Source organism: Streptomyces sp. NPDC091387 (assembly GCF_044756945.1).
In the GTDB taxonomy this organism is placed as follows: domain Bacteria; phylum Actinomycetota; class Actinomycetes; order Streptomycetales; family Streptomycetaceae; genus Streptomyces.
Map to the genome: position 1 here is coordinate 72,123 of NZ_JBIVTZ010000022.1, position 14,689 is coordinate 86,811.

General features: G+C 73.0%; 11 protein-coding genes. 8 read left to right on the forward strand and 3 right to left on the reverse strand.

The genetic code is table 11. The features are described 5' to 3' along the window. The first annotated feature begins 113 nt into the window (after window positions 1-113). On the forward strand, window positions 114-1,754 hold the full coding sequence (locus tag ACIQM0_RS33965; RefSeq protein ID WP_401294249.1) for a phospho-sugar mutase: 1,641 nt from the start codon (window positions 114-116) through the stop codon (window positions 1,752-1,754). A gap of 121 nt (window positions 1,755-1,875) precedes the next feature. Here ACIQM0_RS33965 and ACIQM0_RS33970 read toward each other — a convergent pair whose 3' ends face one another. Beyond that, window positions 1,876-3,288, reverse strand: coding sequence for an aminopeptidase P family protein (locus ACIQM0_RS33970; protein ID WP_401294251.1), 1,413 nt, complete (start codon window positions 3,286-3,288; stop codon window positions 1,876-1,878). Window positions 3,289-3,480: 192 nt separating this feature from the next. Here ACIQM0_RS33970 and ACIQM0_RS33975 point away from each other — a divergent pair, with 192 nt between their 5' ends. After that, the gene (locus ACIQM0_RS33975; RefSeq protein ID WP_401294253.1) at window positions 3,481-4,464 is read left to right on the forward strand and encodes a LuxR family transcriptional regulator; all 984 of its coding nucleotides are present in this window, start codon (window positions 3,481-3,483) and stop codon (window positions 4,462-4,464) included. Between the two features lie 44 nt (window positions 4,465-4,508). On the opposite strand, the gene ACIQM0_RS33980 is transcribed toward ACIQM0_RS33975, so the two are convergent. Then, complete coding sequence (locus ACIQM0_RS33980; protein ID WP_401294255.1) at window positions 4,509-5,147, reverse strand: PH domain-containing protein; 639 nt, start codon at window positions 5,145-5,147, stop codon at window positions 4,509-4,511. 146 nt (window positions 5,148-5,293) lie between these two features. On the opposite strand from ACIQM0_RS33980, the gene deoC reads away from it, so the two are divergent. The 3 genes from deoC to ACIQM0_RS33995 are packed head-to-tail and all read left to right on the forward strand — an operon-like array spanning window position 5,294 to window position 8,581. Beyond that, window positions 5,294-6,241, forward strand: a complete 948-nt coding sequence (gene deoC, locus ACIQM0_RS33985; protein ID WP_401294257.1) for a deoxyribose-phosphate aldolase — start codon at window positions 5,294-5,296, stop codon at window positions 6,239-6,241. Between the two features lie 5 nt (window positions 6,242-6,246). Beyond that, window positions 6,247-7,683 (forward strand): aldehyde dehydrogenase family protein, encoded by a 1,437-nt coding sequence (locus ACIQM0_RS33990; RefSeq protein ID WP_401294259.1) that lies wholly within the window; start codon window positions 6,247-6,249, stop codon window positions 7,681-7,683. Further along, a complete protein-coding gene (locus ACIQM0_RS33995; RefSeq protein WP_401294261.1) occupies window positions 7,676-8,581 on the forward strand; it encodes an aldehyde dehydrogenase family protein in 906 nt (301 codons plus the stop codon). The genes ACIQM0_RS33990 and ACIQM0_RS33995 overlap by 8 nt, the downstream gene beginning before the upstream one ends. Window positions 8,582-8,638: 57 nt before the next feature. Here the strand turns inward: ACIQM0_RS33995 and ACIQM0_RS34000 are convergent, their stop codons facing one another. Further along, entirely contained in the window at window positions 8,639-9,046 is a 408-nt protein-coding gene (locus ACIQM0_RS34000; protein ID WP_401294263.1) for a hypothetical protein, read from the reverse strand. A gap of 141 nt (window positions 9,047-9,187) precedes the next feature. Between ACIQM0_RS34000 and ACIQM0_RS34005 the strand changes: the two genes are divergently transcribed. From ACIQM0_RS34005 to ACIQM0_RS34015, 3 genes are all read left to right on the forward strand, one after another. Next, window positions 9,188-9,826, forward strand: coding sequence for a uridine kinase (locus ACIQM0_RS34005; RefSeq protein ID WP_401294265.1), 639 nt, complete (start codon window positions 9,188-9,190; stop codon window positions 9,824-9,826). A 255-nt stretch (window positions 9,827-10,081) separates the two neighbouring features. Continuing rightward, on the forward strand, window positions 10,082-12,259 hold the full coding sequence (locus ACIQM0_RS34010) for an alpha-L-rhamnosidase C-terminal domain-containing protein (protein ID WP_401294267.1): 2,178 nt from the start codon (window positions 10,082-10,084) through the stop codon (window positions 12,257-12,259). A 43-nt stretch (window positions 12,260-12,302) separates the two neighbouring features. Continuing rightward, window positions 12,303-14,564: an alpha-L-rhamnosidase C-terminal domain-containing protein gene (locus tag ACIQM0_RS34015; RefSeq protein WP_401294269.1), complete on the forward strand. Its 2,262-nt coding sequence runs from the start codon at window positions 12,303-12,305 to the stop codon at window positions 14,562-14,564. The last annotated feature ends 125 nt before the right edge of the window (window positions 14,565-14,689 follow it).

Below are 14,689 nucleotides of genomic sequence, written 5' to 3' on the forward strand. Positions count from 1 at the left end.
ACCGCTCCGGGGGCGCCGCCCCCGGACGGGGAGGGGCGGGGAGGGGACGAGGCCCGCCGCAGGCGCTCCCTCCGCCCGGCAACCCCACCAAGACCACAAGGAAGGCGGACACCGTGCAGCAGGACCTCATCGCTCGGGCCAGGACCTGGCTCGCCGAGGACCCCGACCCCGAGACCCGCGACGAGCTGGCCAAGCTCGTCGAGACCGAGGACCTCGACGAGCTCGCCTCCCGCTTCGCGGGCACCCTCCAGTTCGGCACCGCGGGCCTGCGCGGTGAGCTGGGCGCCGGTCCGATGCGGATGAACCGCGCCGTCGTCATCCGCGCCGCCGCCGGACTCGCCGCGTACCTGAAGGACCGGGGACAGGCCGGCGGCCTCGTCGTCATCGGCTACGACGCCCGCTACAAGTCCACCGACTTCGCCCGCGACACCGCCGCCGTAATGACCGGCGCCGGTCTGCGGGCGGCGGTCCTCCCCCGCCCGCTCCCCACCCCCGTACTCGCCTACGCCATAAGGCACCTGGGCGCCGTCGCGGGCGTCGAGGTGACCGCGAGCCACAATCCGCCGCGCGACAACGGCTACAAGGTCTACCTCGGCGACGGCTCGCAGATCGTCCCCCCGGCGGACGGTGAGATCGCCGCCGCGATCGACGCGGTCGGCCCGCTGGACACCGTGCCCCGCCCCGGCGACGGCTGGGAGATCCTCGGCGAAGAGGTGCTGGACGCCTATCTGGCGCGTACCGACACCGTGCTCGACGCCGGATCGCCGCGCACCGCCCGCGTCGTCCACACGGCGATGCACGGCGTCGGCACGTCCGTGCTCACCGCGGCCTTCGACCGGGCCGGCTTCCCCGCCCCGGTCCTGGTCGCCGAACAGGCCGAGCCGGACCCCGCCTTCCCCACCGTCGCCTTCCCCAACCCGGAAGAGCCCGGCGCGATGGACCTCGCCTTCGCCACCGCACGCCGCTCGGACCCCGACCTGATCATCGCCAACGACCCGGACGCCGACCGCTGCGCCGTCGCCGTCCCGGACCCGGCCGCCGACGGCGGCTGGCGGATGCTGCGCGGCGACGAGGTCGGCGCGCTGCTCGCCGCCCACCTCGTGCGCCGCGGGGTCACCGGCGTGTTCGCCGAGTCGATCGTGTCGTCGTCCCTCCTCGGCCGGATCGCGGAGAAGGCGGGCCTCGGCCACGAGGAGACGCTGACCGGCTTCAAGTGGATCGCCCGGGTGGACGGTCTGCGGTACGGCTACGAGGAGGCGCTCGGCTACTGCGTCGACCCGGACGGCGTCCGCGACAAGGACGGCATCACAGCGGCGCTCCTCGTCGCCGAGCTCGCCTCCGTGCTCAAGGAACAGGGCCGCACGCTGTCCGACCTGCTGGACGACCTCGCGGTCGAGCACGGGCTGCACGCCACCGACCAGCTGTCGGTCCGGGTCGAGGACCTGTCCGTCATCGCGGACGCCATGCGCCGCCTGCGCGAGCAGCCGCCGACCGCGCTCGCCGGCCTCGCCGTCGTCTCGGCCGAGGATCTGTCGCACGGCACCGCGCTGCTGCCGCCCACCGACGGGCTCCGCTACCACCTGGAGGGCGCCCGGGTGATCGTCCGCCCGAGCGGCACGGAGCCGAAGCTCAAGTGCTACCTGGAGGTCGTGGTGCCGGTCGCCTCGGCCGACGAGCTGCCTGCGGCCCGCGCGAGGGGCGCGGAGCAGCTCGCGGGCATCAAGCGGGACCTGGCGGCCGCGGCCGGGATCTGAGCGGGCGGGGGCCACGGAACGTCGCCCCCGCAGGCACAGAAGTCAGAGGCACAGACAGAGGGAGGGCACCCCCGCTCCGGGCGGGTGCCCTCCCTCTGTGCCTGTGACAGCTCCGGCGCACTCAGCCGGCGAAGCGGGCCATCCACGCCTCGACGTCGTCCGCCGACCGCGGCAGCCCGTCCGACAGGTTCTCGTGACCGTCCGCGGTGACGACCAGGTCGTCCTCGATCCGGACGCCGATGCCGCGCCACTCCTCGGGCACGGTGAGGTCGTCCGGCTGGAAGTAGAGGCCGGGCTCGACGGTGAGCACCATGCCGGGCTCCAGTACGCCGTCGACGTACTCCTCGTTCCGGGCGTGGGCACAGTCGTGGACGTCCAGACCGAGCATGTGCCCGGTGCCCGCCATGGTGAAGCGGCGCTGGAGGCCGAGTTCGTACGCGCGGTCGGCCGGGCCCTCGATGAAGCCCCACTCGACCAGCCGGACCGCGAGGTGGCGCTGCGACGCCTCGTGGAAGTCGCGGTAGGCGGCGCCCGGCTTCACCGCGGCCATGCCCGCCTCCTGGGCCTCGTACACCGCGTCGTAGACCTTGCGCTGGAGCGGCGTGAAGGTGCCGTTGATCGGGAGCGTGCGGGTGACGTCGGCGGTGTAGAGGGTGTGGGTCTCCACGCCGGCGTCGAGCAGGAGCAGGTCGCCGGGGCGCACCGGGCCGTCGTTGTCCGTCCAGTGCATGATCGTGGCGTGCTCGCCCGCGGCGCAGATCGAGCCGTAGCCGACGGCGTTGCCCTCCAGTCGGGCGCGGCGGAAGAACGTGCCCTCGATCCAGCGCTCGGACGAGGCGACCGCGCGGGAGAGTTCACCGATCACGTCGGTGAATCCGCGGACGGTGGAGTCGACGGCCTTGCGGAGTTCGGTGATCTCCCAGTCGTCCTTGACGAGGCGGAGATCGCTGAGCGCCTCCTCAAGTTCGTCGTCGCGCTCCTCGTCGGTGGTGACGGCGTCCTCCAGGGACGGGTCGATACCGCGGACGATGCGGGTCGGCGCGCCGGAGCCGGTGGCCAGGGTGTCGGCCGCGGTGCGGACGTCGCGGCAGGGCAGGCCGAGTACGAGCTCCGCCTCGGCGAGCGAGCGGCGCCGGCCCATCCAGAGCTCCGCGTGGGGACCGGTCCAGAACTCGTCGTTGTCCCGGCTGTCGCGCGGCAGCTGGAAGCAGTAGGCGTCGTGGCCGCCGTCCGCACGGGGTTCGAGGACGAGGGCGCCGTCCCGGGCCCGGTCGCCGGTCATGTGCACGTAGCCCGTGTAGGGGCGGAACGCGTAGCCGTCGTCGTTCGAGCGGACCTTGAGGTTCCCGGAGGGGATCACGAGGCGCTCGCCGGGGAAGCGCGCGGAGAGCGCGGCGCGGCGGGCGGCCGCGTAGGGGGCCTGCTCGCTCAGCTGGAGGTCGTGCCGCTCGGTGTCCGCCCAGCCCGTCCGCATGAGTGCGGACAGTTCCTCGGAGATCCCTGGGTAGAGACGGTTCTTGCGGTCTTTCGCCACGTCGTGCACCTGCTTCCGGGTGGGTTCCTCGGCGGCGAGGGGCGTACGTCCCGGCTACGGACCGGTTTGCCCTCGCTGCCGCCGGTCGGCGGCGGCATTCGGACGGTATCCCGCACGCCGCGCGCGCGGTGCAAAGGAGTGCCACTGGCACAAATCGGCCACGGCGGACGGGAGCCGTTGAATAATACGGACATGACGAACGCGAAACTCGGTGAGGCCCTCCGGCTCCTGGGACTCGGTGACGCGGCGGGCCGGGTCTATCTGGCGCTGCTCGACCTGGCTCCGGCGCCGCTGGCGGCGATCGGCGCGGCGGCCGGCCTCGAAGGGGCTGAGCTCGACGCGGCGTACGGCGCCCTGGTCGACGCCGGTCTGGCCAGCGCCGCCGGGGAGGGCGAGGACGTGGTGGCCCCGGTGCCGCCGGCCGCGGGCCTGGAGATCCTGGCCCGGCACCGGGCGAGCGAGGTCGAGGAGTCGCGGATCGCCGTCGGGGGCGCGTTCGACTCGTTCCGGCGCCAGCGGCTCGCGGCGTACAACGACCATTTCGTCGAGGTCGTCACCGGCGACGCCGTGGGAACCAGGATTCGCCAGGCCTGGGCGAGTGCCCGCGACCAGATCCGGCAGTTCGAGTCGCCGCCGTACTTCCCCCTGTCCGGCGCCACGGACGACGCGCTGGCCACGCTGGCCCGCGGTGTGACGCAGCGCGTCGTGTACTCACGGGAGTCGCTGGAGCATCCGGGCCATCTGAAGGACGTCATCGAACCGTGTGTCAACGCCGGGGAGCAGGCCAGGGTGCTGCCGTCCGTGCCGGTCAAGCTCGTGATCATCGACGACGCGTACGCCCTCGTGTCGCTGTCGATCAAGGAGGCCGACGTCCACAACACGATGCTGGTCGTGCAGCCGTGCGGGCTGCTGTCCGCGCTCATCGCGCTGTTCGAGCAGTCCTGGCAGAACGCCCTGCCGTTCCACGGCAGCACCACGCGTCCGGGCGGTCTGCCGCCCGCCGACCGGCGTCTGCTGTGGCTCCTGGCGGGCGGCGCGAGCGACGAGGCCATCACCCGCGAGCTGGGTATCAGCCGCCGCACGCTGTTCCGCCGCCTCCAGGTCCTGATGGCCCGGCTGGGCGCCGCGAACCGCTTCCAGATGGCCTTGCAGGCGCAGCGCAGCGGCTGGCTGTGAGCGGCCGCGCCGCCGGTCTCCGTCAGAAGCAGCCGGGTGGTCCCTCAGCCGGTCGCGGCGACCACCACGAGCAGCACCGCGCCCACGACGGCCGGCGCGATCACCTCGTACGCCCAGCGCACCGACCTGACGACGTCCCCCGCCACCGGCGTCTCGCCCGCCCGTTCGGCGAGCTCACGCAGGTCCACCACGGCCTGGTCGGCGCCTGCGGTCAGCGCCCTGGTGGCGTGCACGTCGGCGGTCACCGGCGTCCTGCCGTACGGGTCGTCCATCGACTGGCGGGACTGCCTGCGGGCGGCCTTCTTGCGCTGCCGCAGCGAGACCGGCACCGCCCAGAGCTGGTACTTCGTGCCGTCCTGCGTGAACAGCTCGCTGGAGTAGCTCGCCCGCACGGTCGCGACGTCGGTCCACGGCAGGGTGATCGTGCGGAACGGGTTGCGGACCCGGATGCGCCGTTCGCCGGCGAACACCGCGGGGCGCAGGGTGAAGGCGACCACCAGCGGGATCGCGGTGAGCAGCCCGGCCAGCGCCAGCCACGGCACCCGGCCCTCGCCCCGGATCGCGGCGTCCAGGCCGATCCAGAGGATGAGCAGGAGCAGCAGGGCGCCCCCGACCAGCCCGGCGGGCGACCGGAAGGTCCGGTCGGCGTAGGTGGGCTCGGCGGGGGGCGTGGGGCTCGTCATGAGCCCGATTCTGCCTGACGGGCGCACGGGATGCGGGGGCGGCTGCCCGTCCGCCGGGCGCCCGGCGTCGTGGAGCCGTGCGAGACGCGATCGGCATGGGCCCCTGTACAGGTCGCTACGCGCGTAGATATGCTCATCTGGTGACCATGTCCACCACTGCACCCGCATTCGCCGACGCGACGGCGTCCGACAGTGCTCTGCGCCGCTTCCTGCACGGGCTGCCCGGCGTCGACGCCGTCGGCCTCGAAGCGCGCGCCGCCTCGCTCGGAACCCGTTCGATCAAGACGACGGCCAAGGCGTACGCCATCGACCTCGCCATTTCGATGATCGACCTGACGACGCTGGAAGGCGCGGACACCCCGGGCAAGGTCCGGGCGCTCGCCGCCAAGGCCGTCCATCCCGATCCCACCGACCGCACGGCCCCGCGCACCGCCGCCGTCTGCGTCTATCCCGACATGGCGGCGACCGCGGTCGCCGCCCTGGCCGGCTCCGGTGTGAAGGTGGCGTCCGTCGCGACGGCCTTCCCGGCCGGCCGGGCCGCGCTCGACGTGAAGCTCGCGGACGTCCGCGACGCCGTCGCCGCCGGGGCCGACGAGATCGACATGGTGATCGACCGGGGCGCCTTCCTCTCCGGCCGTTACCTGAAGGTGTACGAGGAGATCCTCGCCGTGAAGGCCGAGTGCGGCCGGGCCCGGCTGAAGGTCATCTTCGAGACCGGCGAGCTGTCCACGTACGACAACATCCGGCGGGCCTCCTGGCTCGGGATGCTGGCGGGCGCGGACTTCATCAAGACGTCGACCGGCAAGGTCGGGGTCAACGCCACGCCCGCGAACACCCTGCTGATGCTGGAGGCGGTGCGCGACTTCCGTGCGCAGACCGGCGTCCAGATCGGCGTGAAGCCGGCCGGCGGCATCCGCACCTCCAAGGACGCCGTCAAGTTCCTGGTCCTGGTGAACGAGACGGCGGGCGAGGACTGGCTGGACAACCACTGGTTCCGCTTCGGCGCCTCCAGCCTGCTGAACGACCTGCTGATGCAGCGCCAGAAGCTCAGCACCGGCCGTTACTCCGGCCCCGATTACGTGACGGTGGACTGATCCCCATGGCATCTGCATTCGAGTACGCGCCCGCCCCCGAGTCGCGTGCGGTCGTCGACATCGCGCCCTCGTACGGCCTGTTCATCGACGGCGAGTTCACCGAGGCCGCCGACGGCAAGGTCTTCAAGACGGTCTCCCCGAGCAGCGAGGAGGTCCTCTCCGAGGTCGCCCGCGCCGGTGCCGAGGACGTGGACCGGGCCGTGAAGGCGGCCCGCAGGGCGTTCGAGAAGTGGTCGGCGCTGCCCGGCTCCGAGCGCGCCAAGTACCTGTTCCGGATCGCCCGGATCATCCAGGAGCGTTCGCGCGAACTGGCCGTCCTGGAGACCCTGGACAACGGCAAGCCGATCAAGGAGACCCGTGACGCGGACCTCCCGCTGGTCGCCGCGCACTTCTTCTACTACGCGGGCTGGGCCGACAAGCTGGACCACGCGGGCTACGGCGCGAACCCGCGTCCGCTCGGCGTCGCGGGCCAGATCATCCCGTGGAACTTCCCGCTCCTGATGCTCGCGTGGAAGATCGCCCCCGCGCTCGCCACCGGCAACACGGTGGTCCTCAAGCCCGCGGAGACGACTCCGCTCTCCGCGCTCTTCTTCGCGGACATCTGCCGCCAGGCCGGGCTGCCCCGGGGTGTCGTCAACATCCTCACGGGCTACGGGGATGCGGGCCGGGCCCTCGTCGAGCACGGCGACGTCAACAAGGTCGCGTTCACCGGCTCGACCGCCGTCGGCAAGGCAATCGCCCGGTCCCTCGCGGGCACGGACAAGAAGGCCACCCTGGAGCTGGGCGGCAAGGGCGCCAACATCGTCTTCGACGACGCCCCCATCGACCAGGCCGTCGAGGGCATCGTCACCGGCATCTTCTTCAACCAGGGCCAGGTCTGCTGCGCGGGCTCGCGGCTCCTCGTGCAGGAGTCGGTCCAGGACGAGGTGCTGGACGCCCTCAAGCGCCGGCTGACCACGCTGCGCCTGGGCGACCCGCTGGACAAGAACACCGACATCGGCGCGATCAACTCCGCGGAACAGCTCTCCCGGATCACCGCGCTCGTCGAGACCGGCGAGGCCGAGGGAGCCGAGCGCTGGTCGGCCCCCTGCGAACTTCCCTCCTCTGGCTACTGGTTCCCCCCGACGCTGTTCACCCACGTCACCCAGGCACACACCGTCGCCCGCGACGAGATCTTCGGCCCGGTGCTGTCGGTCCTCTCGTTCCGCACGCCGGACGAGGCGGTCGCCAAGGCCAACAACAGCCAGTACGGCCTCTCGGCCGGCATCTGGACGGAGAAGGGCTCCCGCATCCTCGCGGTGGCGAACAAGCTCCGGGCGGGCGTCGTCTGGGCCAACACGTTCAACAAGTTCGACCCGACCTCGCCGTTCGGCGGCTACAAGGAGTCGGGCTTCGGCCGCGAAGGCGGCCGTCACGGTCTGGAGGCCTACCTCGATGTCTGACGGGCGACTCAGCGTCTTCAAGACCTACAAGCTGTACGTCGGGGGCAAGTTCCCCCGCTCCGAGAGCGGCCGGGTGTACGAGGTGACGGACTCCAAGGGCAGGTGGCTGGGACACGCGCCCCAGTCGTCCCGCAAGGACGCCCGCGACGCGGTCGTGGCCGCCCGCAAGGCGTTCGGCGGCTGGTCGGGCGCGACCGCGTACAACCGCGGCCAGGTCCTCTACCGCGTCGCCGAGATGCTGGAGGGCCGCCGGGAGCAGTTCGTGCGGGAGGTGGCGGAGGCCGAGGGCCTCTCGAAGTCCAAGGCCGCCGCCGTGGTGGACGCGGCGGTGGACCGCTGGGTCTGGTACGCGGGCTGGACCGACAAGATCGGCCAGATCACGGGTGCGGTGAACCCGGTCGCGGGCCCCTTCCTCAACCTCTCCACCTCCGAGCCGACCGGTGTGGTCACGGTCCTGGCCCCGCAGGCCTCGTCGTTCCTCGGCCTGGTCTCCGTGGTCGCCCCGGTGATCGCCACGGGCAACACCGCGGTCGTCATCGCCTCCGCGGACGCTCCGCTGCCCGCCCTGTCGCTGGGCGAGGTGCTGGCCACCTCGGACCTGCCGGGGGGTGTGGTCAACATCCTCTCCGGCAGGACCGCGGAGATCGCCGCGCCGCTCGCCTCCCACCAGGACGTGAACGGCATCGACCTCACGGGCGCCGACGCGGATCTGGCGAAGGAGCTGGAGATCGCGGCGGCCGACAACCTGAAGCGGGTCCTGCGCCCCCAGGCTGTGGACGGTGCCTCCGGCGCCGACTGGTCGGCCGATCCGGGTACGCGCCGGCTCACCGCGTTCCTGGAGACCAAGACGGTCTGGCACCCGACGGGCGCGCTGGGCGTGTCGGGCTCCTCTTACTGACGCACACGCGGGCGTGGCCCGTGCCCCGGGGTCCCCGGGGCACGGGCCACCTCCGTGTCAGCTGTGCAGCAGCCCGGTGACCTGCCCCACCAGGGGCAGGTCCTTCAGCGCGCCGCCGCTGGTCAGCGGGTCGGTGACCAGGGCCGTGGAGACCGGCTTGAAGTCGGCGACCTGGGTCCCCACCGCGTTGTCCAGCGGGTCCGTGCCGGTGCCGGCCAGCGGGTCGAGCCGCAGATGCGTCACGGGCGCGATGCTGTGGTCGAGCGCCCCGGCCACCGCCCCGCCCGCGGCGTGGGTGGCCGCGCCGAGGCCGGTCGTGTCGGAGCCCGCGGCCGGCGCGACGGGCAGCGGCGCCGCCTGGGCCACCGCACCCCCCGCACCGAGGGCGGCTCCCACCGCGGTGACGGTCAGGCCTGCCCGCAGCAGAGCGCGGCGCCGGGACTTGGAAAGTGCGTGACGTGCCATGGATTTCCCACCTGATCGGGCCGATCGAAGCATCAATCGAGTAATCGTCTGGACGCACAGCGTAGTTGAGGTGTGATGCTCGATACCAACAAGACCTCCGGGGGGTCCCCTGTGCGGGTCAATGCCTCACACTCATGTCCTGTGAGTTCCCAAGCGCTTTCGACCCGCGTCGTCCTGCTGACGGGCCCCTCCGGCTCCGGCAAGTCCTCCCTCGCCGCCCGCAGCGGCCTTCCTGTGCTGCGGCTGGACGACTTCTACAAGGAGGCCGGTGACCCCACGCTGCCGCTCGTCCCCGGCAGTCCGGACATCGACTGGGACTCCGCACGGTCCTGGGACGCCGACGCCGCGGTCGCCGCGATCACCGCGCTGTGCCGCACCGGCCGCACCGACGTGCCGCTGTACGACATCGCCACCAGCTCGCGGACCGGGCACGAGGTGCTCCACATCGAGCGGAGCCCGCTCTTCGTGGCCGAGGGCATCTTCGCCGCGGACGTCGTCGAGCGGTGCCGGTCGCTGGGGGTGCTCGCGGACGCCCTGTGCCTGCGCGGCCGCCCGACGACGACGTTCCGCCGCCGGCTGCTGCGGGACCTGCGCGAGGGCCGCAAGTCCGTGCCGTTCCTGCTGCGGCGGGGCTGGCGGCTGATGCGGGCCGAGCGGCGGATCGTGGCACGCCAGGCCGAACTGGGGGCGTACCCCTGCGGCAAGGAGGAGGCCCTGGGCCGGCTCGCCGCGGCCGCGGCGGGGCACTGCCGGGCGCGATCGGCGCACGGGGCTGCGTAGCGCCTCACGACCGGATCGGGCCGCGCCCGCGCGGCCCGATCCCGCCGGACGGCTTCCGGCGATCTTCGGCATACCCCTGTACGGGCCGGACCGGCCCGTATACCTTCGCCGTGAGGCCACGGATTGAAACGATTCACAATGTGCGGGTCAGGCCACTGTCATGGCCTGGACCGGCTGCTCCGCCCTGCCCGCCCGCTGTCGCACGGCCTCGCGAACGCTCCATGACAACGTTTCCCTCATGAGAGAAGGATCGTCATGCACCACGAATCGGGAGAGGGTCCGCGCCGGCGCGCCTTCCTGGCCGGCGGTCTCGTCGCGGCAGCCGCGGCAGCCGGCGCGCTGCCCGGCACCGCCGCGGCAGCGGAGCCGGACGGTGTCCCCGCCGCCGCGCACCCGGCCGCCGCTCCCCGGCCGTACCGCAAGGCGCCGGCCGGCCCGTGGGACGCCCACAACCTGTCGCCCGCGAGCCGCACCGTGCGGCCGGTGGCCGTGTACACCACCACCGGCACGGTCGAGGGCGCCGCGTCCCTGACGTCCCGCCACGGCTCCGGTACCGCACGGCTGACCGGGGCGGGCTCCTCCGTCACGCTGGACTTCGGCCGGGAGGTCGGCGGCTTCGTCGCCCTCACCGTCGCCGGGAGCAGCGACGAGGGGCAGGTCGTGGGGCTCACCTACAGCGAACTGTCCAGCTACGTCAGCCCGTCGGCGAGCGACGGCTCCAACGGCGGCAGCAACGACGAGCCCGCCGTGCGGTACCCGGCGGCGCCCGGGGGCCGGGTGGACACCTCGAAGGACATCCCGGTCGCGGAGGACGGTTCGGCGCGGGCGGTCGCTCCGGCGTCCCAGCAGCGGGGCGGCTTCCGGTACCTGACCGTCGTCAACGAGACCGGCGCGACGCTGGCCCTGACCGGGGTGACGGTACGGGTGACCTTCGCGCCGAACGCCCGCGACCTGCGCGCCTACCCCAACTACTTCCACTGCGACGACGATCTCCTGAACCGGATCTGGTACGCCGGTGCCTACACCGTGCAGACGAACATCGTCGCGAGCGACGAGGGGCGCGTCTGGGGCCCGCCGGACGTCGGCTGGGCCAACGACGCCCGGGTCGGTGAGCTGGGCAGTACCGTCCTGGTCGACGGCGCCAAGCGCGACCGCACGATCTGGCCCGGGGACCTGGGCATCTCCGTACTGACCGACCACGTGTCGCTGGGCGACCTCGTCACCGTACGCAACGCCCTCCAGACCCTGTACAACCACCAGGACCCCACGAGCGGGGCGCTGCCGTACGCGGGACCGGCGGTCAACTTCATCGGCAACTCCGACGCGTACCACCTGTGGACGCTCATCGGCACGGCCTCCTACGCCCAGCTCTCCGGCGACCTCGACTGGACGCGTACCGTCTACGACGGCTATCGCAGGGCCCTCGCCCACGTGGTGGCGAAGATCGACGCCGACGGGCTGCTGAACGTGACGGCCGCCGCCGACTGGGCCCGCGCCGATGCCGACGGCAAGAACCTCGAAGCCAACGCGATCATGTACCGGGCGCTGGTCACGGCGGGCCCGCTCGCCCGCTCGATGGGCGACGGGGCGACCGCCGCCGACTGCGCGGAGCGTGCGCGGAAGCTCAGGCGGGCCGTCGGCACCCAGGGCTACTGGGACGCGTCGGCGGGCCTGTACCGGGACAAGCCCACCGGTGCGGGCGCCGAGCTGTACCCGCAGGACGGCAACGCGCTCGCCGTCTGGTTCGGCCTGGTGACCGACCCCGCGCGGGCACGGACCGTGAGCGCGGCGCTGGCGAAGCGGTGGACCCCGGTCGGGGCGCTCACGCCGGAGAAGGGCGCCGACGCCGTCCACCCGTTCCCCGGCGGCATGGAGGTGCACGCCCACTTCGCGGCGGGCCGCGACGGTACGGCGCTGGAACTGATCCGCCGCGAATGGGGCTTCATGCTGAACGCCCCCCACGGAACCGCGAGCACCTTCTGGGAGGGGTACCGCACCGACGGCACCTCGGACTACAGCGGCTCGTACATGAGCGCCGCCCACGGCTGGTCGACCGGCCCGACGTCCGCGCTCACCTACTTCCTGCTCGGGATCGCCCCGTCGGCGGACGGCGGCGCGGGCTACTCCGTGGCCCCACGGCCCGGTGGACTGCGGCGTGCGGAAGGCCAGTTGACGACGCCCGCGGGAGTGATCCGGGTGTCGTGGCGGGCCCGGTCGCACGACGGCTTCGACCTGTCGCTCAGCGCGCCGGCCACGGTGGTGGACGAGGTCTCGGTGCCCGTGCCCGAGGGGAGCCCCTGCGTCGTGCGGGTCGACGGGAAGCGCGTCTGGGACGGGACGTCCCTGGCCCACGGGGCCCGTGCCGTACCGGGCCGGGTCGTCCTGTCCGGGCTGTCCGGCCGTACGCACGAGGTGACGGTCCGCCGCCGCTGAGCCGCCCTTCCTCCAGCGCACCACGAACAGGAGCCGGAATCAGATGACCACACGTTCGAGAAAACGCCTCACGGGTCTGGCCGCGGCCGCGAGCGGTGCCCTCCTGCTGGGCGTCCTGCCCGCACCGGCAGGGGCGGCGGCCCCCGCGCCCCGTCCCGGCGCCGGGCTGTCGGCCGGGCACGCCGGTCCCTGGGACGACGCCGGCTACCGGCCGCGGCCCGGCCGGTGGAAGCCGTACGTCCTCGCGCCCACCGGGCACCGCGTCGAGCCGGTGTCCGTGCTCTCCGCCGATCCGCGCGGCGGAGAGATCAAGGGTGATCCGAAGGCCGTCCTGGGCAGGACCCGGCACCCGGTCCGGCTGGTCAGCACCGGCGACCGCACCCGGTCCCCGCTCGTCACCCTGGACTTCGGCAAGAACACCGGCGGGAAGATCCGGGTCCATGTGGCCGGGGCGTCCGCGACGCCGCCGAAGCTGCATGTGTGCTTCAGCGAGTCGCGGCAGTTCGCCGCGACCGGCCCGCAGGACAACGACGGCCAGGCCGCGCACGCCCCGGGCTGCGACACCGCGAACATCTGGAACGGCTACCCGGGCACCGCCTACACCTACGACTCCGACAGCCACACCCTCGAACTCGACCCGGCGAAACTCCCGGCCACCCTGACCGACCCGCAGCTGCGCGGCGGATTCCGCTACGCGACCCTGTTCCTCGACGGTCCGGGCTGGGTGGACGTCGGCGCGGTGTCGCTGGACTTCACCGCCGTCCCCAAGCAGTCCGACCCGGCGGCGTACAAGGGCTGGTTCCTCTCCAGCGACAACGAGCTGAACAAGATCTGGTACGCCGGTGCGTACACCGTCCAGCTCAACACCTGGATGTCGGACACCGCGAAGAGCTGGCCGTACGAGCCGGGGGAGGCGGACCACGCCGACGACCAGGTGCCGCACGCCGATCCGCGTGAGGAGGTCATCTTCGACGGCGGCAAGCGCGACCGGATCGTCTGGCAGGGCGACCTCGCCGTCCAGGCACCGGTGACGTACCTGAGCACGAACGACGTCCCGGCGGTCGAGAACTCGCTGTCCTCCCTCGCCGCGCAGCAGCTGGACGACGGCTACGTACCGGCCGCCAGCCTGGTCGGACCGCACAACCAGGACGAGCTGCGCACCTACGGCGAGTACGTCACCTGGTTCGTCCACAACCTCTACACCCACTGGCTCTACACCGGCGACCGCGCCTACCTGGACCGGTGGTGGCCGCAGCTGACCCGGGCGACGGGCTGGCTGGAGAAGGTACGCGGCGCGGACCCGAAGGGCCTGATCGCGTTCCAGGACTCCGGCTCCTGCGGGCACTACGGCTACAGCGACTGCGGCCACGAGACGTACGTCAACGCCCTCTACACCCGCAATCTCGACGAGATGGCGGAGCTCGCCGGGGCCAGGGGCGCCGCGTCGGACGCCGCCGGGTACGCCTCGCGCGCCACGGAGGTGAAGAAGGCCGTCAACGAGCAGCTCTGGGACGAGAGCGCCGGCGCCTACCGGCTGTCCCGCGAGATCCCGGACGCCTACCCGCAGGACGCCAACGCCACGGCGGTCCTGGCCGGCATCGCGGACCCGGTGCGGGCCGGGCGGGCGATGGAGTACCTGAAGCGCAACAGCTGGGGCCCGTACGGCGCCCTGACCGTTTCGCCGAGCACGCCCAACGCCTCGATCAGGCCGTCCTACGAGCCGCTCCCGAGCGGCTTCGAGGCGGACGCCCGGCTGACGGCGGCCGATCCGAGCGGCGGGACGCAGCGGAGCGCGCTGGAGCTGCTCCGTACGTTCTGGGGCCATCAGCTCGCCCAGGACCCGGGCGGCACGTTCTGGGAGAAGGCCGACGCGAACGGGGAGCCGGGCATCAAGCAGTTCACCAGCCTCGCCCACGGCTGGGCGTCCGGCCCGACGGTCACGCTGTCCAACCAGGTGCTGGGCGTACGGCCGACCGGTGCCGGCTTCTCGACGTACGCGATCGTGCCGCACCCGGGCGGCCTGCCCTGGGCGCAGGGCAGCGTCCCGACGCCGCACGGTGACATCACCGCCTCCTGGCGTTCCCGGGCCGACGGCTTCGTCCTGGAGGCCACGGCTCCCCGGGGCACCTCGGGACGCCTCGCCGTCCCGACCGGCGGGAAGCGGGTGCGGGTGACGCTCGACGGGGTCACCGTCTGGAACGGCTCCCGGGCGGTCGGCGGCGCGAAGGCCACCACCGACGGGGCGCGGGTGTACGTCGACGGTGTCCGGTCCGGTCACCACGTGCTGCGCGCGCACCGGCGCTGAGCGCGGTCCGGTCATACCGGTCGCGGGGGGGGGGGGGGGGCGGCCCCCCGGGGGGCCCCCCCCCCCCCCCCCCGGCGGGGGCCGGGGCCCCCCCCCCCCCCCCCCCCCCCCCCCCGGGCCCCCCC